This window comes from Micromonospora sp. LH3U1 (genome assembly GCF_028475105.1).
Classification (GTDB): domain Bacteria; phylum Actinomycetota; class Actinomycetes; order Mycobacteriales; family Micromonosporaceae; genus Micromonospora.
On the sequence record NZ_CP116936.1, the window covers coordinates 5,627,950 to 5,652,130 of the forward strand.

A 24,181-nucleotide genomic window follows, 5' to 3' on the forward strand; every position below is an offset into this window, starting at 1 on the left:
GCCGTGCCGGGCCGGATCTGCACAACATCAGGGATGGTGCTGCTTCGTTGGGCGGTGAGGCAGCACCATCCCTGATGTTGTTATCTGCCTCACCGCCCACGGCGTCGGGACAGCGCGCCGGGTGGGTGCGGGGTCGGTCAGCTGCGGCGGAAGGCGTAGCGGCGGCTCTGGCCGGCTTGTTGACCACGCCCGCCGGCCGACCGTGTCCCGCCACCCTGCGGCGGTCCGGCGGTCGGTGCCTTCGGTCGCCCGGCAACCTTCGGCAGGTCTGCCACCACCGGCGCGTCGACTGCTGCCGGCACGTCGAACGGCGGCACCAGCTCACCCGGCGGAGCCGGGTTATTCAGCACCGCCGGCAGCGCCGGCTCGACCAGCACTGCCGGCTCACCCAACTCCGCCGGAAGTGCCAGCTCGACCATGAGCGCCGGTTCGACCGCGAGATCGAAGTCGGGGCGGGCCGGTAGGAGCGCGTCATGGCCGGCCGCCGGGTCGGTGCCGGCGGACGTGGGTGCGGCTGTACGGGATTTCTTCCGGTTGCGCCTGGCAGGCATCCGGGCCTCCTTCGGTGCCGACCGTCACGGCCGGTCCCGCGCACCGGCGGTCGGTCGGATCGGCTGGTGACCGCCGCGGCGCGACGGTCGAACGGGGAGGGACAGCTCACCGGGATGGGGCAGAGTCAGCACCGCCGAACGGCGGGTGGGATGCGGACGCCCGGGAGCGCACGGACCGCGACGCGGGGCGGCGGGCCGGCTCGGAGAAGGGGCGTCAGTTGCGCATGCCCGAACACTATCGGGTGGGCGTACGCCGGCGCAGCCGATTTTCCTGGCACCATCGGCGGCATGCTGATCGCGTTCTCGGTAACCCCGCTCGGTGTCGGTGAGTCCGTCGGTGACCTGGTCGCCGAGGCGGTACGGGTGGTCCGTGACTCGGGCCTGCCCAACCGCACCGATGCCATGTTCACCACCATCGAGGGCGAGTGGGACGAGGTGATGGCGGTCGTGAAGCGGGCGGTCGACGTGGTGGCCGCGCAGGCGCCCCGGGTGAGCGTGGTGCTCAAGGCTGACGTACGGCCGGGAGTGACCGATGCGCTCACCGCGAAGGTGGCTCATGTGGAGGATCGCCTGGCCCAGGGCTGAGCGCCATCGACTGATTACCGGCTGTCGACGACACGCCCCCGCTCCCCTGCGCCCGCGATACCGTCGCAGCACGGCAGTACGACGGCGAGAGGTGGCGGCACGAATGGCTGAGCAGGCGACGGCGCAGATCGGCGTGACCGGGCTGGCGGTGATGGGACGCAATGTGGCCCGCAACCTGGCCCGCAACGGCTTCACAGTGGCGGTGCACAACCGTTCACCGGAGCGCACCCGCAGCCTGATCGCCGAGCATGGTGACGAAGGCACGTTTCTGCCCGGCGAGTCGATGGCCGATTTCGTGGCGTCACTGGAACGACCTCGCGCGGTCATTGTGATGGTCAAGGCCGGCGCGCCCACCGACGCGGTGATCGACGAGTTGGTGCCGCTGCTGGACGAGGGCGACATCATCGTCGACTGCGGTAACGCCCACTTCGCCGACACCCGTCGTCGGGAGGAGGCGCTGCGCGCGCAGGGGCTGCACTTCAGCGGCACCGGCGTCTCCGGTGGCGAGGAGGGCGCGCTGCTCGGGCCGAGCATCATGCCGGGCGGCTCCGCCGAGTCGTACGCCAAGCTCGGGCCGATGTTCGAGAAGATCGCCGCCCACGTGGACGGTGTGCCGTGCTGCATGCACGTCGGGCCGGACGGCGCCGGGCACTTCGTCAAGATGGTGCACAACGGCATCGAGTACGCCGACATGCAGCTCATCGCCGAGGCGTACGACCTGCTCCGGGCCGGCCTGGGCGCGGAGCCGGCGGAGATCGCGGAGATCTTCCGCGACTGGAACAACGGCGAGTTGGAGTCGTTCCTCATCGAGATCACCGCCGATGTGCTCGCGCACACCGACGCGGCGACCGGCCGACCGTTCGTGGACATCGTGCAGGACCGGGCCGAGCAGAAGGGCACCGGACGGTGGACGGTGCAGAGCGCCCTGGACCTTGGCATTCCGATCACCGGGATCGCCGAGGCAACCTTCGCCCGCTCGCTCTCCGGGCACGTCGACCAGCGGGAGGCGGCCCGCCGGGCGTTCCCGGACGCGGGTGAGAAGTGGCAGGTCGCCGACCGGGAGGCGTTCGTCGAGGACGTCCGCCGGGCGCTGCTCGCCTCCAAGATCGTCGCGTACGCGCAGGGCTTCGACCACATCCGCGCCGGCAGCCAGGAGTACGACTGGGACATCGACCTGGGCGGCACGGCGACGATCTGGCGGGGCGGCTGCATCATTCGGGCCCGCTTCCTCGACCGGATCCGCGAGGCGTACGACGAGCAGCCAGACCTGCCGACGCTGCTGGTGGCGCCGTACTTCGCCGAGGCGGTCGGCGCTGGCGTGCCAAGCTGGCGGCGGGTGGTGGCCGACGCGACCCGGGCCGGTGTGCCGACGCCCGCGTTCTCGTCGTCGCTGGCGTACTTCGACGCGCTGCGTGCCGAACGGCTGCCCGCCGCGCTGATCCAGGGTCTGCGGGACAACTTCGGCGCGCACACCTACCAGCGGGTGGACCGCGAAGGCTCCTTCCACACCACCTGGGCCGCCAACCAAACCGAATCCCCCGCCTAATCCCCCCCCCCCCGGCACCCTCCACCGTCGATCTAGGGCGTATCGCTGCGAGTTGATCTCCAAGTGCAGCCATACGCCCTAGATCGACGAGGGCAGACGCCGGAGGAGGGAGGGGGAGGGGCGGGGGCGGGGGGTCAGGTGGTGGTGGCGTGCATTTCCCAGACGAGGATCTCGGCCGGTTCGTCGGCGGTGACCCGTCGGCCGCCGGTCATGGTGAGCCGGGCCGCGTCGCCGGTGGCGAGCGGGCCGCTGCCTTCCAGGGTTACCGTGCCGTTGGGAACGTACAGGTGCACGAAGGGCGCGTCGGGGATGGTGACCTCGTCGCCGGGGTTGAGCCGGGCGGCGTGCAGGGTCGCGTACCGGTTACGGATCCGGATCGCGGACGCGCCGTCGTAGCGGTCCATCCCGGAGGCGATCGGCACCAGGCCGCCGCGGAGCAGTTCGTCCTCGATCTCCAGCTGCTCGTAACCGGGGTCGACGCCCTGCTCGTCGGGGAGCACCCACATCTGCACGAAGTGGACCGGGTCGGTGTGCGGCTCCTGATTGTCGAGGCGCCAGGCGTCGTTCTTCTCCGAGTGCAGGATGCCGGTGCCGGCGCTCATCCGCTGGGCCAGGCCCGGGTAGATCACCCCGGAGTGCCCGGTGGAGTCCTGGTGCACCAGGGAGCCGCGCAGCACCCAGGTGATGATCTCCATGTCCTGGTGCGGGTGGGTTTCGAAGCCGGCACCCGGACGCACCACGTCATCGTTGTTGACCAGCAGCAGACCGTGGTGGGTGTTGGCCGGGTCGTAGTGCCGGGAGAACGAGAACGAGTGCTTGGAGTCGAGCCAGGAGATCCGGGTGGCGAAGCGGTCCTCGGCGCGGCGTACGTCGACCGCGGGGGCGGGCGCGGTCACCAGGCACGCTGCCCGGCGTCGGGGGTCGACGGCGCCCAGGTCAGGGCCGGCTCGCCGGTGGCCAGTTCGGCGATCTCACCGGTACGAAGCTGCGGCGTGTGGCCGAACTCGGCGCAGTGCTGCTCGGCGATTTCGGCACAGATGTCGGCGACCTGCTCGCAGATCGGATCGCCAAGATCAGCCGCGCTCAACGCCATGATCATCTTGTACCGAAGATCCCGCATATCCACCCCAACCGCCCGTCATCCCGCCACCTCCGGACCCTACCCGCCCCCCTTCCACAGAACCCCAAAACCACCGCACCCCCGCTTCCACCACGGGGGCGGGGCGGTGTGGACACAGTCAGGCGCCGCCCGCACGGGTGCGGGCGGCGCCTGAGGGTCGGGGGTTAGAAGAACCGGCGACGCTTGGCCTTCTGCGGGCGGATCATGTCCGCGCCCCTGGTCAGCAAGCGGGTGGCCCCGGAGGGACCACGCCGGGACTCCAGCGTGTGGCTGAGCCGACGTGCACCGGCAGCCGCCAGTGGCACCGCTACCGCCATCACCGCCCACTGGGCAATGCGCTTCTGAATCATGTGGGTTCACCTCCGTCAGTGGCTTCTGACGTCTCTGATACCCAGAGTGACGCGAGCGTAAGCGCGTTGGCTCAGAGAACCGGGGCGACCGGGTTGGGCAGCGCGCCGCCGAAGCGCCGGTCCCGCTGCGCGTACAACTCGCACGCATACCAGAGGTGGCGGCGGTCGAAGTCGGGCCAGAGCGTGTCCAGGAAGACCAACTCGGCGTACGCGGCCTGCCAGAGCAGGAAGTTGGAGATCCGCTCCTCCCCGGAGGGGCGCAGGAACAGGTCCACCTCCGGGATCTCCGGGTGGTAGAGGTACTTCGCCACGGTCTTCTCATTGACCTTCGCCGGATCCAACCGGCCGGCCGCCACGTCGCGGGCGATGGCGGCGGCGGCGTCACCGATCTCGGCCTGCCCGCCGTAGTTGACGCAGAACTGCAGGGTCAACGTCGAGTTGTCGCCGGACATCTCCTCGGCGGTCTGCAACTCGGAGATGACGCTCTTCCACAACCGCCCGGGCCGACCCGACCAGACCACCCGGACGCCGAGGTCGACCAACTGGTCGCGGCGGCGACGGATCACGTCCCGGTTGAACCCCATCAGGAACCGGACCTCGTCGGGCGAGCGCCGCCAGTTCTCGGTGGAGAACGCGTACGCCGACAGGTACGGGATGCCCATCTCGATCGCACCCTCGATGGTGTCGAAGAGGCTGTGCTCCCCCGCCTCGTGACCCTTGGTGCGAGGCAGCCCGCGGTCCTTGGCCCAGCGACCGTTGCCGTCCATCACCACCGCCACGTGCCTGGGCACCGCCTCGGTGGGCAGCGCCGGCGGCCGGGCGCCGGACGGGTGTGGCGTCGGTGGCGTCGGCTCGCGCCGGCCGGCCTTCTTCGATCGGATCACTCGGTCACTCCCTGCTCGCGCCGTCCGCCCCGGCCTCGACGTCGCCATGTGGCCGGAGCACCACGGCCCCGGCGCCTTCCGGCGGCGAGGCCGCGCCGGCCGCCGAGGGACCCCGGTCGACCAGCGGCAGCGAGCGTAACGCGCGCTCCAGATGCCACTGCAGGTGAGCCGCGACCAGTCCACTGCACTCCCGGCGTACGCCGGATTCGGTGGCATCGGCGACCACCCAGTCGCCGGTGGTCAGCGCGGACATCAGGTCGATGGTGGCCGGCGCGGGATGGGCCGCGCCGGGCGGCCGACAATCCGGACAGACCGCGCCGCCGGCCGGCACGGAGAACGCACGGTGCCGGCCGGGCGTGCCGCAGACCGCGCAGGCGATCAGCGCCGGCGCCCAGCCCGCGAGGGACATCCCGCGCAGCAGGTACGCGTCGAGCACCAGGGTGGTGGCGTGTTCGCCCCGGGACAGCGCCTTCAGCGCGCCCACGGTGAGCTGGAACAGCCGCAGCGACGGCTCCCGTTCCACCGGGGTCAGCCGCTCGGCGGTCTCGGCGATCGCACTGGCCGCCGTGTAGCGCGGGTAGTCCCCCAGGAACCGCTTGCCGTGCAGGTCGATGGCCTCGACCTGGCTGACGGTGTGCAGGGAGCTGCCGTGGTTGCCCTTCGGGTCCCCGGCGAGCTGGAGGTCGACGTGGCCGAACGGCTCCAGCCGGGCGCCGAACTTACTGGTGGTGCGGCGGATCCCCCGGGCCACCGCGCGTAGCCGGCCGTGTCGGCGGGTGAGCAGGGTGATGATCCGGTCGGACTCGCCGAGCTTCTGCACACGCAGCACCACCGCGTCGTCGCGGTAGAGCTGTCGGCGATACCCGGCCATCGGGCCATTCTCCCTCGGGGTGTGAAATCAGGGTTGGTTCGGGGTGGATGCGCGGACGAACCCCGATGCGCCCGACTCGTCACCGGCCGTAGCGTGCTGGCCATGGCATTGCACCCCACCACTCACGCTTCCCGTCGTCGCGCCGCCGCGCCCGTCGCCCTGGGCCTAGCAACCACCCTCATCCTGCTCGCCGGGTGCGACAACCTGGCCATGCGCCGGCTCGACTACGACGACACCGAGGCCGTGAAGATCACCAGCATCAAGGTGCTGCCGGGTGCGGGGGACGTGATCGTCCGGGGCAGCGGCGCGGCCGGCGAGGCGCGCATCAAACGGGTGGTGCGCTACCAGGGCGGCGAACCCGACGCCCGGTACGAGATCAAGGGCAGTGAGCTGGTGCTGGACACCGACTGCGGCGACCGGTGCAGCATCTCCTACGAGGTGGCCGTGCCGGAGGGGGTGACACTCCAGGGCGAGTCCGGCTCCGGCGACGTCGAGCTGAGCCGGGTCGGCGCGGTGGAGCTGCGGCTGGGCTCCGGCGACGTACGGATCACCAACGCCTCCGGCGCGGTCGGTGTCGAGACCGGCTCCGGCAACATCGAGGTGAGCGAGGCCAGCGGAGCGGTCCGCCTGCGCGCCGGGTCCGGGGACATCACCGCACGCCGACTGGGCGGCGCGGTCGACGCCGAGGCCGGCTCGGGCAATGTCACCGTCGAACTGGAGAAGTCCGCCTCGGCCCGGGCACACGCCTCCAGCGGCGATGTCACGCTGCTCGTGCCGGCGGGCAGTTACCGGGTCCGGTCCAACACCGGCTCCGGCGACGCGCGGATCTCCGTCACCGACGACCCGTCCGCGACGCTGGTGCTCGACGGCTCGGCCGGCAGCGGCAACGTCACCATCAGCCAGCGCTGACGGTGCCCACCTCCTCGGGCATCCGTTGCCCCGGCACCACCGCCCGTCCGACAGCGACCCCGGTCGGCTCGCCCACCGGCTCCGTACCGGAACGGCCGGGCCGCTCGGTGTCGGACCGGCCGGCCTGCTCGGTGTCGGACCGGCCGGCCTGCTCGGTGTCGGACCGGCCGGCCTGCTCGGTGGACCGCACCGGGCCGCCGGGGATCAACTCCGGAGGGCGGCGGGCGGCGACGTCCTCGACCCAGCCGACGGCCAGGGTGACCAGCCCGACCAGTGCGAAGACCAGCAACACCCGGATGGCCAGGCCCACCGGGTCCTGGTGGGACCAACCCACCACGTCGACCAGCGGAGTGAGCGCCACCACGAACGGCATGTGCCAGAGGTAGACGGTGAGCGCCCGCCGGTTGACCACGGTCACCGCCCGGTCAGCCAACCTGCTGCGGCCCAGCCAGGCCAGCCCGGACGGCGCCCGACCGAGCACGATCAGGATGAACGCGGCCGACCAGAGGGCGTTGCCCAGGTGGTTGTCGTTCAGGTCGTACCCGCGCGGGCCGGGATGCCCGACGATCCAGGCGCCGCCGCCCACCGCGAGTGCGAGCGCCAACGGGTACAGCACTCGGCCGGAGAGTCGACGCAGCATCCCTGAGTGATGGGCGAAGCCGAGCGTCCACGCTCCGAAGTAGAGCCCGAACTCGCGCAGCACCGGCGGGGGTGCCTGGTAGATCCCCACCTCGATCGCCACCAGCAGCAGGTACGGGGCGAGCAGAGTGGGTAGCGGGGCACGCCGGAACAGCCAGAACGCGACCGGTGAGGCGAGCACGAACCACAGGTAGTCGCGCAGGTACCAGATGATGCTCAGCGCCAGCGCACCCCAGTAGTTGGCCGGCGGGTCGGCTATCGGGAACAACCACAGCAGCAACCGGGGGGTCACCGGCAGCCCGGAGAAAAGCATGGCCGGCACGAAGACCACCGCGAGCACCCACAACGACGGCAACAGCCGACGCAGCCGACGCCCGACCGCCGCCGGCCCGGAGCGGGTCAGTGACGCGGCCATCAGCGAACCGGCCAGCGCGAACATCACCGACATGGCAGGGAAGACGAGGGTGAGGGTCGCCCACCCGGTGACGTGGTAGACGACCACTCGGACGATGGCCAGGAAACGGAGCAGATCGAGATACCTGTTGCGCATCAGCCTGCATCTGGGTTGGGGACGCTTGGCGTACCTCCCCTACCCTGCGCGGTGCCCGCGCCAAACGGCTGCGGCCCCGACCAAACGTGAAGCACCCCATCCGCCCGACCGAAGACGATCATGCCGCCGGTCGGGCAAACGCCTCGACGGGGTAGGTCAGAAGCCGAGCTTGCGCAACTGCTTCGGGTCGCGCTGCCAGTCCTTCGCGACCCGCACGTGCAGGTCGAGATAGACCCGGCTGCCGAGCAACTCCTCGATCTGCCGGCGGGCGTTGGTGCCGACCTCCTTGAGCCGACTCGCCTTGTGACCGAGCACGATCGCCTTCTGGCTGGGCCGTTCCACGTACAGGTCGGCGTAGATCTTCATGACCTGACCCTCGGGGATCATCTCCTCCACGATCACCGCGATGGAGTGCGGCAGCTCGTCACGGACCCCCTCCAGGGCGGCCTCCCGGATCAGCTCCGCGACCATCACCTGCTCGGGATCGTCGGTCAGCATGTCGTCCGGGTAGAGCTGCGGCGACGGCGGCAGGTAGCTGGTCATCACGTCGACCAGCGTGTCCACCTGATGCCCGGAAACCGCGCTCACCGGCACGATCTCGGCGAACTCGCCCATCTTGCTTACCGCGAGCAACTGCTCCGCCAGGCGACGCTTGTCCACCAGGTCGGTCTTGGTGACAACTGCCAGCACGGTGGCCTTCAACTCGGCCAACTCGCCGCTGATGAACCGGTCACCGCGCCCGACCGGCTCGTCCGCCGGGATGCAGAGGCCGATCACGTCGACCTCCGTCCAGGTGGACCGGACCAGGTCGTTGAGGCGCTCACCGAGCAGCGTACGAGGGCGGTGCAGGCCCGGTGTGTCGACCAGGACCAGCTGCGACTCCGGCCGGTGCAGCACGGCCCGGATGACGTGCCGGGTGGTCTGCGGCTTGTTCGAGGTGATCGCGATCTTGGTGCCGACGATGGCATTGGTCAGCGTCGACTTGCCGGCGTTGGGTCGGCCGACGAAACAGCCGAACCCGGCCCGGTACGGCCGAGCCTCCGGGTCCTGCACGGGGCTCACTGAGTCACCGTGCCGAGGACCGTGCCGTCCGGAGCGGCCACGTGGATCGGCGCGTCCACCGCGAGGTCACGCACCGCCGCGTGCCCGGCGCCATCCAGCGTCGACGCCTCGGTCACCACCACCGCGGCCTCCAGCCGGCTCGCCCCGGCCGCCACGGCCGATGCGACCGCCAACTGCAACGCGGTGAGGGTCAGCGAGGGCAACGCGACACTGGCCGCCGCGTACGTCCGGCCGTCCTGGTCCCGGACCGCGGCGCCCTCCACGGCGCCGACCCGTCCACGGGCTCCCCGGGCCAGGACGACGAGCTTGCCGTCCTCGGCGCTCAGCGGGGCCGACGCGGTGGGGGCGGTCGGGGCGGCAGGCGCGGCGGGTGTGTCAGGCATCGGCGGATTGCCTCTCGTCGTCTCGATAGTTGTCGGTGTCGTCCCCGGGGCCAGCGTGCTCGCCACGCCCCGCGGTGTCCTGCTCATGGCCCGACTCCACCCGGCTGACCAGGACGGTGTCGATCCGGTTGCGCCGGCCGGTGGTGCCCTCGGCGATCAGCCGGAGGCCGGCGACCTCGGCTTCCGCACCGGGGATCGGCACCCGCCCCAGCGACTGGGCGAGCAGGCCACCGACCGTTTCCACCTCGTCGGTGGGGAGATCGGTGTCGAACATCTCGCCCAGGTTCTCCACCGGCAGGCGGGCGGTCACCCGCACCGAGGAGTCCCCCAGACGTTCGACGGGCGGGCGCTCGACATCGTACTCGTCGGTGATCTCACCGACGATTTCCTCCAGGATGTCCTCGATGGTGACCAGACCGCCGGTGCCGCCGTACTCGTCGACCACGATGACCAGGTGGTTGCGGGCCGCCTGCATCTCCGACAGCAGGTCGTCGACCGGCTTGGACTCCGGTACGAAAGTCGCCGGGCGCATCAGCTCGGCCACCGGCACCTGCTCGGCCTCCGGGTCACCGCCGCGGGAACGCCGGATCAGGTCCTTGAGGTAGAGCACACCCAGCACGTCGTCGACACTCTCGCCGATCACCGGAATGCGGGAGAAACCGGAACGCAGGAAGAGCACCAGCGCCTGCGCGAGCGTCTTGCCCTCCTCGATCCACACCATCTCCGTACGAGGCACCATCACCTCACGGGCGATGGTGTCGCCGAGCGCGAAGACCGAGTGGATCATTTGGCGCTCGCCGTGCTCGACCACGCCGCGCTGCTCGGCCAGGTCGACCAGCTCACGCAACTCCACCTGGGTGGCGAACGGGCCCTCCCGGAAGCCACGCCCCGGGGTGACCGCGTTGCCGATCAGGATCAGCAGCGACGCGAGCGGGTTGAGCGCCCGGCCCAGCCAGCGGACCAGCGGCGCCACGGCCCGACCCACGGCGTACGCGTGCTGCCGGCCGATGGTGCGCGGCGCGACGCCGACCACCACGAAGCTGACCACGGTCATCGCACCGGCGGTCACCAGCGCGGCTCGCCAGCCGGCGCCGAAGCTGTCCACCGCGACGAGCGCCACCAGCGTGGTGGCGGTCAGCTCGGCGAGCAGCCGCAACAAAAGGAGAAGGTTGAGGTGCCGGACGACGTCGCCGGCGACGACCTGGAGGGTACGGGCGCCCCGCACACCGTCGCGGGCCAGCTCGGCGGCCCGGGCCGGCGAGACCGCGGCGAGCGCCGCCTCGGTCATCGCGATCAGACCGGCCAACACCACCAGGCCGGCCGCGAAGACGATCAGCTGCAGGTCGGGAAGGCCGGCGGTGGCACCGGCCGCGAGTAACGGAGGAGTGGACATCACTGGGTGCGGGTCGACCGCCAGCTCGCCAGCAGTCGGGCCTGGAGCGCGAACATCTCCCGCTCCTCCTCCGGCTCGGCGTGGTCATAGCCCAGCAGGTGCAGCACACCGTGCACGGTGAGCAGGTGCAGCTCGTCGGCCGGTGCGTGCCCGGCGGTCGCCGCCTGCTTGGCCGCGACCTCGGGGCAGAGCACGATGTCGCCGAGCAGGGCCGGCTCGCCACCGGCCGGTGCGGACTCGCCCGGGCCGTGGTCGACGCTGCCCTCATCCATGGGGAAGGCGAGCACGTCGGTCGGGCCGTCGCCACCCATCCAGCGGTGGTTCAGCTCGGTCATGTAGTCGATGTCGACCAGCAACACGGACAACTCGGCGAGGGGGTTGACCCCCATCTCGTCGAGGGCGTGCCGGGCGACGGCGAGCACGGCGTCGGTGTCAACCTCGACACCGGACTCGTTGGCGATCTCGATGGACAACTGCTTTCCTCTGCTTTAGCGGCGGCGGCCGGCTCGGCCGCCCTGGGCGGGTCGCCCCGGCACGGCGTGAACGCCCTGCGCCTGCTGGTTTTCCCGCTCGGCGTCCCAGCGGGCGTACGCGTCGACGATCTCCCCGACCAACTGGTGGCGGACCACGTCGGTGCTGGACAACTGGGAGAAGTGCACGTCCTCGACGTTCTCCAGGATCTCCCGGACAACCTTCAGGCCGCTGCTCGTCCCGCCGGGAAGGTCCACCTGGGTGATGTCACCGGTCACGACGATCTTGGAGTTGAAGCCGAGCCGGGTGAGGAACATCTTCATCTGCTCGGGCGTCGTGTTCTGCGCCTCGTCCAGGATGATGAACGCATCGCTAAGGGTCCTACCACGCATGTACGCGAGTGGCGCGACCTCGATCGTCCCCTGGGCCATCAGCTTCGGGATCGTCTCCGGATCGAGCATCTCGTGCAGCGCGTCGTAGAGCGGGCGCAGGTACGGGTCGATCTTGTCGTTGAGCGTGCCGGGCAGGAAGCCCAGTCGCTCACCCGCCTCCACCGCCGGCCGGGTCAGGATGATCCGGTTGACCTGCTTGGCCTGCAACGCCTGGACGGCCTTCGCCATGGCCAGGTAGGTCTTTCCGGTGCCGGCCGGGCCGATGCCGAAGACGATGGTGTGCGTGTCGATCGCGTCGACGTACCGCTTCTGCCCCAGGGTCTTGGGACGGATGGTACGGCCGCGACGGGAGAGGATGTTGAGGGTCAGAACCTCGGCGGGCCGCTCGGCACTGCCCTGCTCGAGCATGCCGACGGTACGCCGGACGGCGTCACTGGTCAGGGTCTCGCCTTTCTCGATGAGTTCGAGCAGCTCACTGAAGACCCGCTCGGCGAGGGCGTTGTCCGCGGGGTCGCCGGTGATGGTGATCTCGTTGCCGCGGACGTGCACGTCACTGCTGACCGAGCGTTCGACGAGTCGTAGGATCTCGTCGCCTGCGCCGAGGAGATTGACCATGATCTTCGAGTCGGGCACGGTGATCCTGGTCTGCACCCGGGGCGGGCCGGGAGGTGGGGTGCCGGTCATAGGTTGGGCCGAAGGGCCCTGCGCCACCTGCTCTCGATCTCGGCGCCGGCCTGCTGGCACGGCGTGCGGACGTTACACCCATCGTATCGGTTCAACGCAGGCCGCATCGCGCCCATTTCCGCTGGCCGCGATCAACGCCCGGCCCGGAAGTCGTACCGGTCGAAGGTCTCCTGCTGGCGGGTGAACCGGTACGTCGCCCAGTGCATCCGAACCACCGCGCCGGCCCCGTCCCGGGTCAGCCGCAGCAGCTCACCGGCCTCCCGACCGGAGACCGTGCGGAACACGTCTGGCTGGTCAGTCAGTGGGGTGAAGATCGCCGGGGGGCGTCCTGCCGGGTCGCCGGCCCCGCGCGCCCGCAGGGCGCCGTCGTGCCAGGAGAAGACGTACTCGAAGCCTTCGCCCCACCAGCGACCGAGCACGCCCCGCAGGGCCGCCGGTGCGGGTGCGCCGGGCTGCCATGGCTCGATCTCGGCCGGGTCGTGCTCGACCGCTGCGGCGAGCAGTCTGTGCGGCAGGTCGAACAGTTCGGCCGCCGTGCCGGACGAGCCGAGCACCGCAGCGCCCATCGCGCCGGCCGTTCCGTCGCCGCCCCGCCGGCCGTACACCGCCGCGAGGAAACCGGGCATCGCCCCGTCGTGCCCCACGTGCACCACCCGCTCCCCCTGCGGGACCAGGATCAGCCCGAGCCCGAAGCCCGCGCCCCACAGCGTCTCGTCGGTGGTGGTCACCGGCCAGCGCATCTCGTCCAGGGTGGCGGGGGCGAGCACCGCGCCGGACGGGTCCAGCGCCGCCGGATCGGCCAGGAACGCGGCCCAGCGGGCCATGTCGGTCGCGGTGCTCCAGAGCTGGGCGGCCGGTCCGACCGCACCGAAGTCGGTCGGCGGCTCCGGGTGCGCCTCGTCGGAGTACGCGTCGACCAGGAACCCGGTGGCCGCCGTCGACCGAGGCGTCACGGTGGTGTCAGTCAGCCCCAGCGGCGTCAGGATCCGCTCGGTGAGCGCCTGCGCCCAACTCTCGCCGCGTAGCCGGGCGACCAGTTGGCCGAGCACGGCCAGTCCCAGGTTGGAGTAGTGGAACCGGCGGGCGGTCGGCAGCACCCGCTCAGCCCGGTCCAGTTCCGCGAGCAACTGGTCGGTGTCCGGGGCGCGCAGGCTGTCCCAGACGTCGCCGAACGGCTCGCGTTGCAGGCCACCGGTGTGCGACAGCAACCGGCGGATAATCAGCTCGCCGTGCGCCGGAAGGTCCAGGTGCCGGCCCACCGGGTCGTCCAGGTCCAACAGCCCGTCGTCGCGGCACTGCAGGACCAGCACCGCGGTGAAGGTCTTGGTGACCGAGCCGATCCGGAACTGGGTGCCCGGCTCCAGGGAGCTGTCGGTGCCGGTCGCACCGACGGTGCAACTCCAGAGCGGCCGGTCGGCTCGGTGCAGCGCCGCCGACACCGCAGGCACCCGGGCGTCGGCCTGCACCCGCCGAACCAACCGGCCCAACCGCTCGTCCACGCGGGCGTCGGGCGTCGGACCTGCGTTCACGCCAGGTTCCGGGCGAGCATCGGGCCGAGCGGCGCGCCACCGAGCAGGTGCGCGTGCACGTGGAACACCTCTTGCCCGCCGTACGCGCCGGTGTTGAACATCAGCCGGAAACCGTCGCCGAGCAGGCCCTCGTCCTCGGCGACCGCGGCGGACGTCGCCAACACATCCGCAGCCAGCGCCGGGTCACCCTGGACGAGCGTGGCCACATCGGCGTAGTGCTCCTTCGGAATGACCAGCACGTGCACCGGCGCCTTCGGATCGATGTCGCGGAAGGCGAGCGTGGTGTCGGTCTCCCGAACCACGGTGGCCGGGATCTCCCCGGCGACGATGCGGCAGAACAGGCAGTCGGATCCCATCGGGGCAGTGTAAGGACTAACGGGCCGGGGGCGCTCCGGCGCAGCGCGCCCCCGGCCCGTTCGCAGTGCCGCCGGCTGGGGCAGGATGGCCGGCATGACGGATCGGGCGGTACTCGTGACCGGGGCCTCGCGCGGAATCGGCCGGGCGGTGGCGACGGCGTTCGCGGCCAGCGGTGACCGGGTGGCAATCCACCACCGAGACTCCGCGGACGCGGCCGAGGAGCTGCGCGCGCAACTGCCCGGCGCCGGGCACGTGGTGGTCCGCGCCGACCTCACCGATCCGGACGCGGTCCGGGCCATGGTGGACCGGGCCGCCGAGCTGCTCGGCGGGCTCGACGTGCTGGTCAACAACGCCGGGGTGTACGGCGACCGGGACGACCCGCACCCGATCTTCGGCGCCTCCTACGAGCAGTGGCAGAAGCGCTGGCGGCAGGTGCTGGAGACCAACCTGACCGGCGCCGGCAACGTCACCTGGTGCGCTGCCCAGCACATGCGGGAACGCGGCGGGCGGATCGTCAACGTCTCGTCCCGCGGCGCGTTCCGGGGCGAGCCGGACCAGCCGGCGTACGGTGCCAGCAAGGCGGGGCTGAACGCACTGGGCCAGTCCCTCGCCGTGGCGCTCGCGCCGTACGGCATCGCGATCGCCACCGTCGCGCCGGGCTTCGTGGCGACCGACATGATCACCGAGCACCTGCGCGGCGAGCAGGGCGCGGCGATTCGGGCGCAGAGCCCGTTCGACCGGGTGGCCCGGCCGGAGGAGATCGCCGCCGCCATCCACTGGCTGGCCTCGCCACAGGCCGAATGGGCCTCCGGTGCCATCGTCGACCTCAACGGCGCCTCCTACCTGCGCAGCTGACGCCCCCTCCCCGTCGCTGAATTCCCCGTCGATCTAGGGCATAGCGTCGTTCCAAGAGATCCACTAGCAACGATATGCCCTAGATCGACGGGGACGGGCGGCGGGGACGGGCGGCGGGGACGGGCGGGGGGCAGCGGGGGCGGGTTACCAGCGGCTGAGGCGGGTGGCTAGCACGCTGAGCGCCGCCACGCCGGCGGTGGAGGTGCGCAGCACGGCCGGGCCGAGCCGGACCGGTCGCCCGCCGGCCTCCCGGAAGGCGGTCAGCTCGGCCGGGTCGATGCCACCCTCGGGGCCGACCACCAGGACGATCTCACCGGCGGACGGCAGCTCGGCGGTTGTCAGCCGTTCGTCGGCCTCCTCGTGCAGCACGAACCCGGCGGCGGCACCAGCGATCCGGCGGGCCACCGTGGCGGTGGACTCGTCCGGCGCACCGGCCACCACCGGCAGCCAGGGACGGCGAGCCTGCTTGGCGGCCTCACGGGCGGTGGCCACCCACTTCTCCCGGGCGCGTACGCCCCGGTCGCCCCGCCACTGGGTCACCGAGCGGGCGGCCGCCCAGGGCACGATCTCGTCGACCCCGACCTCGGTCATCGCCTGCACGGCCAGTTCGCCCCGGTCGCCCTTGGCGATGCCCTGCACGGTCACCAGACGGGGTACGGGTGCGTCCGCGTACCCCCGGGTGGTGATGGTCAGGTCCAGGCTGCCCCGGCCGACGGCGGTGACCACGGCGGCGGCCGTGCCGCCCCGGCCGTCGGCGAGCAGCAGCTCCTCGCCGACCCGCAGCCGCTGCACGGTTGCCGCGTGGTGCCCCTCCGGGCCGTCCAGGGTCAGCGCGTCGCTGGTGGGCAGCGCCTCGACCAGGAACAGCGGCGCCGACACCTCAGGCGTGCCCGTTGAACGCGTCGCGCATCCGGGAGAAGAAGCCGCCCTGCTTGGACAGCTCGGCGACCTCTTCACCGCGGGTCTTGGCGAAGTCCCGCAGCATCTTCTCCTGGTCCGGGTCGAGCTTGGTCGGCGTCCGCACGTCCAGGTGCACGTAGAGGTCACCCCGGCCGGTGCCGCGCAGGTGCGGCACGCCCCGGGCGCGCAGTCGCAGCGTGCTGGCCGGCTGGGTGCCGGCCTTGACGTCGAGCGTCTCCTCGCTGTCCAGGGTCTTGATGGTCAGCCGGGTGCCGAGCGCCGCCGCGGTCATCGGAACGGTGACGCGGCAGTGCAGGTCGTCGCCCTTGCGGGAGTACACGTCGTGCGGCCGCTCGTGGATCTCCACGTAGAGGTCGCCGGCGGTGCCGCCACCCGGGCCCACCTCGCCCTGCTGGGCCAGCCGGATCCGCATGCCGTCCTCGACGCCGGCCGGGATCTTGACGGTCAGTGAGCGGCGGGTGCGCACCCGGCCGTCCCCGGCGCAGGTGGGGCAGGGGTGCGGGATGGTGGTGCCGTAGCCCTGGCACACGGTGCACGGCCGGGCGGAGACCACCTGGCCGAGGAAGGTGCGCTGCACCGATTGCACCTCGCCCCGACCGGCGCACGCCTCGCAGGTCGCCAGGTGGGTGCCGGCGGCCGTGCCGGCGCCGGAACAGGTGGTGCAGAGCACCGCGGTGTCGACGGTGATCGGCGCTTCGACGCCGAACGCCGTCTCGTGCAGGTCGAGCTCAAGCCGCAGGATCGCGTCCGCGCCCGGACGGGTGCGCGGACGGGGCCACGGGCGCCGCCCGCCGCGCCTCCGAAGAACGCGTCCATGATGTCCTGGAAACCGACGAACGGACCGGCTCCGCCGGGGCCGCCCGGGCCGCCGGCACCGCCGCCACCGGGTGCGAGCGGGTCGCCACCCAGGTCGACGATCTGCCGCTTCCGGTCGTCCGAGAGGACCTCGTACGCGGCGTTGATGTCCTTGAACTTCTCCTGAGCCTCCGGGTCCGGATTGACGTCCGGATGGAACTGGCGCGCCAGCTTGCGGTAGGCGCGCTTGATCTCGTCATCGGAGGCTTCTCGGCTCACACCGAGAATGCCGTAGTAGTCCCTGGCCACTGCGTTCCGTGTCCTCATGTTCGTCTCGCGTTGCGCCGATCCGGCGGCAGCAGCCGGCCGTCGGCCCTGACTGATCAGTTCTGGGCCAGCAACTCGCCCACGTAGCGTGCCACGGCGCGCACCGTGGCGATGGTGCCGGGGTAGTCCATCCGGGTGGGCCCCAGCACCCCCAGGCCGCCGACGATGGTGGCGCCCGGGCCGTACCCGGTGCTGACCACGGAGGCGGCCCGCAGGTTGTCGAACTCGTTCTCGTCGCCGATCAGCACCCGGGTCGTGCTCGGCTCGGTCTCGCCGATGAGCTTGAGGAGCACGACCTCCTCCTCCAGCGCCTCGAGGATCGGCCGCAGGGAGCCTTGGAAGTCGAGCAGGCCACCTCGGGTGAGGTTGGCGGTGCCGGCCAGCGCGATGCGCTCCTCGTGCCGCTCGACGAGCGTCTCCAGGAGCACCGTGGCGAGTGTGGTCATCGCCGGACGCAGCTCGGCGGCTGCCTCCTCGACCAGCGCCTGCACCAACGGCGGCGTATCGGACAGCCGGGCGCCGGCGAGCTTTTCGTTGACCAGCCGACGCAGGTCGGTGACGTCGTCGACGGGCACCGGCCCGGGCAGCTCCACCAGCCGCTGCTCCACGCGCCCGGTGTCAGCGATCATGACGAGCATCAGCCGGGTGGTGGAGATCGGCACCAGCTCCAGGTGACGCACCGAGGAGCGGGCCAGGCTCGGGTACTGCACGACGGCCACCTGCCGGGTCAGCTGAGCGAGCAGGCGTACGGTGCGGTGCACGACGTCGTCGAGGTCGACCGCGCCGACCAGGAAACGCTCGATGGCCCGGCGCTCGGCCGGGCTGAGCGGCTTGACCCGGGACAACCGGTCGACGAAGAGCCGGTAGCCACGGTCGGTGGGCACCCGGCCGGCACTGGTGTGCGGCTGCCGGATGTAGCCCTCCTCCTCCAGCACGGCCATGTCGTTGCGGACCGTGGCCGGGGAGACCCCGAGTTGGTGCCGCTCGACCAGCGCCTTGCTGCCGACCGGCTCCTGGGTGGAGACGTAGTCCTCGACGATCGCGCGGAGCACGGCGAGTTTCCGGTCGTCGAGACCCATCCTCCGCACCTCCTGTCGCACGTCGGCTGCCGGCGCCGTGGGCCGGCCGGGCCGTCCTGGCACTCGACTGTAGCGAGTGCCAGTCTACGTCGGCGCACCCGCCAGCGCGATGATCAACGGTGGCTCGTCGGTGCGGCCCCCGCCACCCGGCTGGGCCGATCGGCCCACACTGCCGGTCGGTGTCGCTCTGGTGCGGCGTTGCCACTGGCCCCTACCGTGACACCCATGACTGAACCTCCTCGCCCTCCCGGAGCGGGTGACCCCGGCAACTACCCGCCGGAGCCGACCTCTCCGGGCCCGTTCCCTTCGGCCGAGCCACCCACCGCACCACTGTCCGGGGCACCCGGCCCGGGCGGCTATCCCCCGGCCGGTGGCTATCCGCCGCCCACCGGTGACCAACCGCCGTCAGGTGGCTACCCTCCGGCGGGTGGCTATCCCCCGGCCGGGGGCTATCCGCCGCCCGGGGGCTATCCGCCGCCCGGGGGCTACCCCCCGGCTGGCGGCTATCCGACCGGTGGCGCCTACGGCGGCCCCGGCGGCGGCTACGCCAACAACGAGGACAAGACCTGGGCACTGGTCGCCCACTTCGGCGGCGCCCTCGGCGCGCTGATCAGCTTTGGTCCTCTGGGCTTCGTCGCCCCGCTCATCGCCTACCTGGCCCGCGGCAACCAGTCGCCGGCCGTCCGGGCGCACGCCCTGGCCGCCCTGAACTTCCAGATCCTCTGGTCGATCATCGCGTTCGTGCTGCTCTTCGTGAGCTGGTGCCTGCTCTTCCTGCCCAGCATCGCCGTTGTGGTGATCCAGATCCTGTTCGGGATCATCGCGGGCATGAAGGCCAACGAGGGTGCCCCCTACCGCTACCCCATGTCGGCCAGCTTCATCAAGTGAGCCAGCCGGCCGCTCCCCCGGCCGGCCCGTCGCACCCGCTGCCCCGTTCCGGGGCAGCGGGCCCGCTCAGGGCAGCAGGTCGCGGACGACCGCGTCGGCGAGCAGCCGCCCGCGCAGGGTCAGCACCGCCCGGCCGGCCGCGTACGCCTCGGCGTCCAGCAGGCCGTCGGCCAGCGCCCGCTCGGCACCGACCCGGCCGGTGGCGTCGAGCACCGCCAACGGCAGGCCGCTCGCGAGCCGCAGCCGCAGCATCACGTCCTCCATGTGCCCCTCGTCGACCGTGAGCACCTCCCGGGCCAGGCCGGGAGACGCGCCCGCGGCCAGCCGCTGGGCGTACGCCGAGGGGTGTTTGACGTTCCACCAGCGGACCCCGCCGACGTGGCTGTGCGCCCCCGGCCCCAGCCCCCACCAGTCCGCGCCGGTCCAGTAGAGCAGGTTGTGCCGGCACCGGGCCTCGTCGGTGCGAGCCCAGTTGGAGACCTCGTACCAGGACAGGCCGGCCGCGTCGAGGGCGGCCTCGGCGGCCAGGTAGCGGTCCGCTGCCACGTCATCACTGGGGTACGCCAGCTCGCCGCGCCGCATCCGGGCGGCCAACCGGGTGCCGTCCTCGACGATCAGGGCGTACGCGCTGACGTGGTCCACCCCAGCGGCGACGACCTGGTCCAGCGAAGCGGCGAAGTCCTCGGCCCGCTCCCCCGGTGTCCCGTAGATGAGGTCCAGGTTGATGTGCTCGAAGCCGGCGTCCCGCGCCTCCAGTGCGGCGGCGGTGGCTCGTCCGGCGCTGTGCTTGCGGTCCAGGATCGCCAACACCCCCGGGGAGGCGGACTGCATGCCGAGCGAGATCCGGGTGTAGCCGGCGGCCCGCAGCCGTTTCAACGATTCCGGGGTGACCGATTCCGGGTTGGCCTCGGTGGTCACCTCGGCGTCGGCGGCCAGCCCCCAGGTGCGGTCGATGCCGTCGAGGATGCGGGCCAGGTCGTCGGCGGGGAGCAACGTGGGCGTGCCGCCGCCGACGAACACGGTGTCGACCTGGGGCGGCGGGCTGTCGCCGAGCACCCGGGACGCGAGTGCAAGCTCGGCGAGGACGGTGTCGGCGTACCCCTCGCGGCTGGCGCCGCCGCCCAACTCGGCCGCCGTGTAGGTGTTGAAGTCGCAGTAGCCGCAGCGGCTGGCGCAGAACGGGACGTGCACGTACACGCCGAAGCCGCGCGCGCCGACCGCCGCGGTGGCGGTAGCGGGCAGCGATCCGTCGACGGGGACGGTCTCACCATCTGGAAGGACGCCGGGCATGGCCACTAGTGTGCCCGGCATGACCTCTCCCGACGTCCTCGTGCGGGTCGCCACGGCCCGCGGGGTGACCACCCTCACCCTGGACAGCCCACACAACCGCAACGCGCTCTCCACCGGTCTGATGACCCAACTGCTGGCCGGGCTGGCCGACGCGGTCGCCGACGAGGCGGTCCGAGTGATCGTGCTCGACCACACCGGCCCGGTCTTCTGCTCGGGTGCGGACCTCAAAGAGACCGCCATGGCGTACGCCAGCGGGACGGTGCCGGCCGGGATGCTGGGCGACGTGCTCGCCGCGCTCTGGGACTGCCCGAAGCCGGTGCTGGCCCGGGTGGCCGGGCCGGCGCGGGCCGGTGGGCTGGGTCTGATCGCCGCCGCCGACCTGGCGGTCTGCGCCGATCAGGCGACGTTCGCGTTCACCGAGGTGCGGATCGGGGTGATCCCGGCGGTGATCTCGGCGACGGTGCTGCCCCGCCTGCACCCCCGCGCCGCCGCCGAGCTGTACCTCACCGGGAACACCTTCGATGGGCGGCGGGCCGCCGAGATCGGCCTGGTCACCGCCGCCGTGCCGGCGGACGAGCTGGACGCGGCGGTGCAGCGGTACTGCGACTCACTGGTGCGGGGCGGGCCCGGCGCGTTGGCCGGCGCGAAGGAGTTGCTGCGCCGGCCGGGCACCGCCGAGCTGCGGGACGACCTGGCTCGGCTGTCCGCCCTCTCGACCGGCTACTTCCTGTCCGACGAGGGGCGCGAAGGGGTCATGGCGTTCCGGGAGAAGAGATTGGCTCAATGGGTGCCCGCTCTGGACGGCGGTTCCAGCGACCAGGCCGGCTAGGCACGGGCCACCGGATTGAAACGGGTGACCGCCGGGACGCCGCCTCGGGCGACAAGGCGACACGGCAGGTGAGATCACGACCAGAGCGGGAACGTCGCCAACCGGTACGCGACAGCGGAGCCGACCCCGAACCGGCCAAGCCGGACCCGAATCACTCGGACGACTCGGAGAGGGCCAGCGGGGACGTACGCTTGTCGGACTGTCGATCTGGGGGTGTGAGTGCGAACTCGGGCAGCCGTGGCGGGTGGAGTCGTGCTCATCCTCGTCGCCGTGATCGCGATCTGGCTCGTCGTACGGCAGGTCGGTGACCGCCTCCAGTTGCCGCTGGCAGCCCGGAAGTGCACCGTGCAGGCCGACGGCCGGGTCGCGCTGGACGCCGACCAGATGGCCAACGCGGCAACGATCGCGGCGATCGGCGCGAAGCGCGGAATGCCCGAGCGGGCCGTGGTGGTCGCACTGGCCACCGCGTACCAGGAGTCCGGGCTGCGCAACCTCTCCGACGGCGACCGCGACTCGGTCGGCCTGTTCCAGCAGCGACCGAGCCAGGGCTGGGGCACTCCGGCGCAGATCCGTGACCCGCGCTACGCCTCCAACCGGTTCTACGCGGCGCTCAAGAAGGTGCGCGGCTGGGAGAAGATGCGCGTCACCGACGCCGCCCAGCGGGTGCAGCGCTCGGCCTTCCCCGAGGCCTACCAGAAGTGGGCCGACGACTCCGAGGTGCTCAGCCGGGCCCTGCTCGGCGACGCCACCGGCGCGGTCGCCTGCACGGTGGGGCGTACCCCGGTGATGCACGGAGCGGCGGCGGCCGCGCAGCTGACCCGCAACCTGGTGTTGGACTGGGGGTTGACGGGCACCGACCCGACGGACCCCAACGGGCTGGCGGTGACTCCGGGCGACCAGCGCGACGGCTGGCGGTACGCGCACTGGCTGGTGTCACACGCCCAGGACCATGGGGTGAAGCGCGTCAGCTTCGGCGACCTGGAGTGGACCGCCCGGGACGGCACCTGGGAGCGGGTCGCCGGCCAGCAGAGCGCCGCCGGCCAGGTGGTGGCCGAGGTGTTCAACGAGGGTTGACCGACCCGGATCTCTTAACCGGCAGTAAACGCACAATCGGACAAAGTTCCGCAAAGACCCCTATTGATCACGGAAATCTCACTCTACGCATCTCCCTCGCTGCACCGGGTCCCACTGGGGTCAGCTCGCGCGACACGCCTTCCCCGATGCCACGGCCACCGCGTTACGATCGGCGGCCTGTGCCAGAAAAGGTTTCACCTCATGGGGAGGGGTACGACGCGGTGTTCGATTACGGCGACCGGACCGGTTACGAACCGATCAGCGACACTGACCGCAAGGAGTTCCACGAGCAGGGCTTCCTCCTGCTGCGCAACGTCCTGACGGAGGACCACCGGGCGGCGCTGGAGGCGGCGGTCGACCGCGTCTACGCGGAGGAGCAGGCAAAGGGCACCACCAAGAAGGACGGCACCCTGCACCTGCTGGGCTTCCTGGAGCGCGACGAGCTCTTCGGCGAGCTACTGACCCACCCGATCGCCTTCCCGTACATGTGGGGGCTGGCCGGCTGGAACATCTACACCCACCACAACCACCTGGACGTCACCCCGCCGGCCGCCGAGCCGGAGAAGCCGTACTGGGGTTGGCACCAGGACGGGTACCGGCAGAACTCCGACCCGGAGACGATGGACCCGAACCTGCCCCGGCCGATGTTCTCGCTGAAGGTCGCGTACGTCCTGTCGGACCTCTCCGAGACCGGCCGCGGCGCCACCAAGGTCATCCCGGGCAGCCACCTGAAGAACTCGCTGCCCCGGCCGGCGGACCTCACCGTGCAGAACCCCGACCCGGAGGGCACGGTGGAGATCACCGCCAACCCGGGCGACGCCTTCATCTTCGACCGCCGGCAGTGGCACTCGCGGTCGACGAACCTGTCGACCATCACCCGCAAGATGCTCTTCGTCGGCTACACCTACCGGTGGATCCGTCCGCTGGACGAGCTGCACCCCGACGTGGACGGCGAGTGGTACCGCAACCGCACCCCGGTGCAGCGCCAGCTGATCGGTGAGGGCACCCACACCGCCAACTACTGGGGCATCAACTGGGACGGGTACGTCGACGACGAGATCCCGCTGCGCAAGGAGCTCAAGGAGCGCGGCCTGCTCGACCGCAACATCCCCTGGCTCCGCTGACCTTCCGCCGATGAGAACGCCCCCTGTCGTGTCGACAGGGGGCGTTCTCATCTGAGCTCCGGCCCCACGGGTCAGCCGCGGGAGGCGAGGCGGCGGCGTGCCTTCTCCCGGATCGGTTCCGGCAGGCCCTCCGCCTCCAGCAGCCGGGGCAGCAGCTCCGGCTCCAGGCTGGTCGCCCGGAACACCTCGCCGATGGTCACTCCGTGCGCGGGCCGCTCCACCACCTCGACCGGGTCACCCGGGCCGACCTCGCCCTCCCGCAGCACCCGCAGGTACGCGCCTGGCAGCGCCCGGGCGGTGAACCGTTTGATCAGATCCGGTACGCCCCAGAACCCGGCGAAGGTGGTGCAAGGCGTACGCGGCTTGGTGACCTGGAGCAGGGCGGAACCGACCTGCCACTGCTCGCCGATCACCGCGCCGGTCACGTCGACCGCGTAGGTGGACAGGTTCTCACCGAAGCCACCGGGTCGTACGGCGCGGCCCAGCTCGGCCGCCCACCAGGCGGCGTCCTCCTCCGCGTAGGCGTAGACCGCCTGGTCAGGACCACCGTGATGGGCTCGCTCGCCGATGAAGTCACCGATTACCCCGTCGACGCGGACCAGCACCGGGCCGTCCACCGGCCGCTTGTCGATGCCGCTGCGACCGCTCGCGTCGCCGGCCCACTGCGCCTCGGTCACGATGCCGAGGTTCACCGCTGCCACCCTGCCCGTCATGACCGTCAGC

Annotated in this window: 26 protein-coding genes and 1 pseudogene; 8 read left to right on the forward strand and 19 right to left on the reverse strand. The window is 71.6% G+C overall.

What is annotated here, in order from left to right; all coding sequences use genetic code 11:
* Positions 1-137 precede the first annotated feature (137 nt).
* Entirely contained in the window at positions 138-551 is a 414-nt protein-coding gene (locus PCA76_RS25700) for a hypothetical protein (protein ID WP_272613000.1), read from the reverse strand.
* A 288-nt stretch (positions 552-839) separates the two neighbouring features.
* On the opposite strand from PCA76_RS25700, the gene PCA76_RS25705 reads away from it, so the two are divergent.
* Together PCA76_RS25705 and gndA are read left to right on the forward strand one after the other, a co-directional pair.
* Positions 840-1,136: an MTH1187 family thiamine-binding protein gene (locus PCA76_RS25705; RefSeq protein WP_272613001.1), complete on the forward strand. Its 297-nt coding sequence runs from the start codon at positions 840-842 to the stop codon at positions 1,134-1,136.
* Between the two features lie 103 nt (positions 1,137-1,239).
* Positions 1,240-2,682 carry an NADP-dependent phosphogluconate dehydrogenase gene (gene gndA, locus PCA76_RS25710; protein ID WP_272613002.1) on the forward strand — a complete coding sequence of 481 codons (1,443 nt, stop codon included), beginning with the start codon at positions 1,240-1,242 and terminating at the stop codon, positions 2,680-2,682.
* A 134-nt stretch (positions 2,683-2,816) separates the two neighbouring features.
* Here the strand turns inward: gndA and PCA76_RS25715 are convergent, their stop codons facing one another.
* The 5 genes from PCA76_RS25715 to recO all read right to left on the reverse strand — a co-directional run bounded on the left by PCA76_RS25715 (position 2,817) and on the right by recO (position 5,907).
* Positions 2,817-3,578, reverse strand: coding sequence for a pirin family protein (locus PCA76_RS25715; protein ID WP_272613003.1), 762 nt, complete (start codon positions 3,576-3,578; stop codon positions 2,817-2,819).
* Positions 3,575-3,802 (reverse strand): thioredoxin reductase, encoded by a 228-nt coding sequence (locus PCA76_RS25720; protein ID WP_272613004.1) that lies wholly within the window; start codon positions 3,800-3,802, stop codon positions 3,575-3,577. The genes PCA76_RS25715 and PCA76_RS25720 overlap by 4 nt, the downstream gene beginning before the upstream one ends.
* A gap of 164 nt (positions 3,803-3,966) precedes the next feature.
* Positions 3,967-4,152 carry a hypothetical protein gene (locus tag PCA76_RS25725; RefSeq protein ID WP_272613005.1) on the reverse strand — a complete coding sequence of 62 codons (186 nt, stop codon included), beginning with the start codon at positions 4,150-4,152 and terminating at the stop codon, positions 3,967-3,969.
* A gap of 71 nt (positions 4,153-4,223) precedes the next feature.
* The gene (locus tag PCA76_RS25730) at positions 4,224-5,036 is read right to left on the reverse strand and encodes an isoprenyl transferase (protein ID WP_272613006.1); all 813 of its coding nucleotides are present in this window, start codon (positions 5,034-5,036) and stop codon (positions 4,224-4,226) included.
* A 4-nt stretch (positions 5,037-5,040) separates the two neighbouring features.
* A complete protein-coding gene (recO, locus tag PCA76_RS25735; protein ID WP_272613007.1) occupies positions 5,041-5,907 on the reverse strand; it encodes a DNA repair protein RecO in 867 nt (288 codons plus the stop codon).
* A gap of 102 nt (positions 5,908-6,009) precedes the next feature.
* Here recO and PCA76_RS25740 point away from each other — a divergent pair, with 102 nt between their 5' ends.
* The gene (locus tag PCA76_RS25740) at positions 6,010-6,816 is read left to right on the forward strand and encodes a DUF4097 family beta strand repeat-containing protein (protein ID WP_272613008.1); all 807 of its coding nucleotides are present in this window, start codon (positions 6,010-6,012) and stop codon (positions 6,814-6,816) included.
* Here the strand turns inward: PCA76_RS25740 and PCA76_RS25745 are convergent.
* The 8 genes from PCA76_RS25745 to PCA76_RS25780 form a co-directional block, all read right to left on the reverse strand.
* Complete coding sequence (locus PCA76_RS25745) at positions 6,803-8,005, reverse strand: acyltransferase family protein (RefSeq protein WP_272613009.1); 1,203 nt, start codon at positions 8,003-8,005, stop codon at positions 6,803-6,805. The genes PCA76_RS25740 and PCA76_RS25745 overlap by 14 nt on opposite strands.
* Before the next feature lie 156 nt (positions 8,006-8,161).
* Complete coding sequence (era, locus tag PCA76_RS25750; RefSeq protein ID WP_442930281.1) at positions 8,162-9,058, reverse strand: GTPase Era; 897 nt, start codon at positions 9,056-9,058, stop codon at positions 8,162-8,164.
* Between the two features lie 5 nt (positions 9,059-9,063).
* Positions 9,064-9,450: a cytidine deaminase gene (locus PCA76_RS25755; protein ID WP_272613011.1), complete on the reverse strand. Its 387-nt coding sequence runs from the start codon at positions 9,448-9,450 to the stop codon at positions 9,064-9,066.
* On the reverse strand, positions 9,443-10,867 hold the full coding sequence (locus PCA76_RS25760; protein ID WP_272619616.1) for a hemolysin family protein: 1,425 nt from the start codon (positions 10,865-10,867) through the stop codon (positions 9,443-9,445). The genes PCA76_RS25755 and PCA76_RS25760 overlap by 8 nt, the downstream gene beginning before the upstream one ends.
* Entirely contained in the window at positions 10,843-11,316 is a 474-nt protein-coding gene (gene ybeY / locus PCA76_RS25765; RefSeq protein ID WP_272613012.1) for an rRNA maturation RNase YbeY, read from the reverse strand. The genes PCA76_RS25760 and ybeY overlap by 25 nt, the downstream gene beginning before the upstream one ends.
* Before the next feature lie 15 nt (positions 11,317-11,331).
* A complete protein-coding gene (locus tag PCA76_RS25770) occupies positions 11,332-12,390 on the reverse strand; it encodes a PhoH family protein (protein WP_272613013.1) in 1,059 nt (352 codons plus the stop codon).
* A gap of 131 nt (positions 12,391-12,521) precedes the next feature.
* Complete coding sequence (locus PCA76_RS25775; RefSeq protein ID WP_272613014.1) at positions 12,522-13,919, reverse strand: serine hydrolase domain-containing protein; 1,398 nt, start codon at positions 13,917-13,919, stop codon at positions 12,522-12,524.
* Complete coding sequence (locus PCA76_RS25780; RefSeq protein WP_272613016.1) at positions 13,916-14,275, reverse strand: histidine triad nucleotide-binding protein; 360 nt, start codon at positions 14,273-14,275, stop codon at positions 13,916-13,918. Before PCA76_RS25780 ends, PCA76_RS25775 begins: the two co-directional genes overlap by 4 nt.
* A 94-nt stretch (positions 14,276-14,369) precedes the next feature.
* Here PCA76_RS25780 and PCA76_RS25785 point away from each other — a divergent pair, with 94 nt between their 5' ends.
* Positions 14,370-15,131, forward strand: coding sequence for an SDR family NAD(P)-dependent oxidoreductase (locus PCA76_RS25785; protein WP_272613017.1), 762 nt, complete (start codon positions 14,370-14,372; stop codon positions 15,129-15,131).
* A 144-nt stretch (positions 15,132-15,275) separates the two neighbouring features.
* On the opposite strand, the gene PCA76_RS25790 is transcribed toward PCA76_RS25785, so the two are convergent.
* The 3 genes and pseudogenes from PCA76_RS25790 to hrcA form a co-directional block, all read right to left on the reverse strand.
* Complete coding sequence (locus tag PCA76_RS25790; protein WP_272613018.1) at positions 15,276-16,010, reverse strand: 16S rRNA (uracil(1498)-N(3))-methyltransferase; 735 nt, start codon at positions 16,008-16,010, stop codon at positions 15,276-15,278.
* 1 nt (position 16,011) lies between these two features.
* Positions 16,012-17,156: pseudogene (gene dnaJ, locus PCA76_RS25795) on the reverse strand (molecular chaperone DnaJ).
* 74 nt (positions 17,157-17,230) lie between these two features.
* Complete coding sequence (gene hrcA, locus PCA76_RS25800) at positions 17,231-18,253, reverse strand: heat-inducible transcriptional repressor HrcA (protein WP_272613019.1); 1,023 nt, start codon at positions 18,251-18,253, stop codon at positions 17,231-17,233.
* A gap of 225 nt (positions 18,254-18,478) precedes the next feature.
* Here hrcA and PCA76_RS25805 point away from each other — a divergent pair, with 225 nt between their 5' ends.
* Positions 18,479-19,141: a DUF4870 domain-containing protein gene (locus tag PCA76_RS25805; protein ID WP_272613020.1), complete on the forward strand. Its 663-nt coding sequence runs from the start codon at positions 18,479-18,481 to the stop codon at positions 19,139-19,141.
* A 66-nt stretch (positions 19,142-19,207) separates the two neighbouring features.
* On the opposite strand, the gene hemW is transcribed toward PCA76_RS25805, so the two are convergent.
* Positions 19,208-20,431, reverse strand: a complete 1,224-nt coding sequence (gene hemW / locus PCA76_RS25810) for a radical SAM family heme chaperone HemW (RefSeq protein WP_272619618.1) — start codon at positions 20,429-20,431, stop codon at positions 19,208-19,210.
* A gap of 19 nt (positions 20,432-20,450) precedes the next feature.
* On the opposite strand from hemW, the gene PCA76_RS25815 reads away from it, so the two are divergent.
* The 3 genes from PCA76_RS25815 (at position 20,451) to PCA76_RS25825 (ending at position 23,458) form a co-directional block, all read left to right on the forward strand.
* A complete protein-coding gene (locus tag PCA76_RS25815) occupies positions 20,451-21,260 on the forward strand; it encodes an enoyl-CoA hydratase-related protein (RefSeq protein WP_272613021.1) in 810 nt (269 codons plus the stop codon).
* Positions 21,261-21,479: 219 nt separating this feature from the next.
* The gene (locus tag PCA76_RS25820) at positions 21,480-22,334 is read left to right on the forward strand and encodes a hypothetical protein (protein ID WP_272613022.1); all 855 of its coding nucleotides are present in this window, start codon (positions 21,480-21,482) and stop codon (positions 22,332-22,334) included.
* Positions 22,335-22,555: 221 nt separating this feature from the next.
* Positions 22,556-23,458: a phytanoyl-CoA dioxygenase family protein gene (locus PCA76_RS25825; protein ID WP_272613023.1), complete on the forward strand. Its 903-nt coding sequence runs from the start codon at positions 22,556-22,558 to the stop codon at positions 23,456-23,458.
* 71 nt (positions 23,459-23,529) lie between these two features.
* Here the strand turns inward: PCA76_RS25825 and PCA76_RS25830 are convergent, their stop codons facing one another.
* Positions 23,530-24,171 carry an MOSC domain-containing protein gene (locus PCA76_RS25830; RefSeq protein WP_272613025.1) on the reverse strand — a complete coding sequence of 214 codons (642 nt, stop codon included), beginning with the start codon at positions 24,169-24,171 and terminating at the stop codon, positions 23,530-23,532.
* Positions 24,172-24,181: the final 10 nt, after the last annotated feature.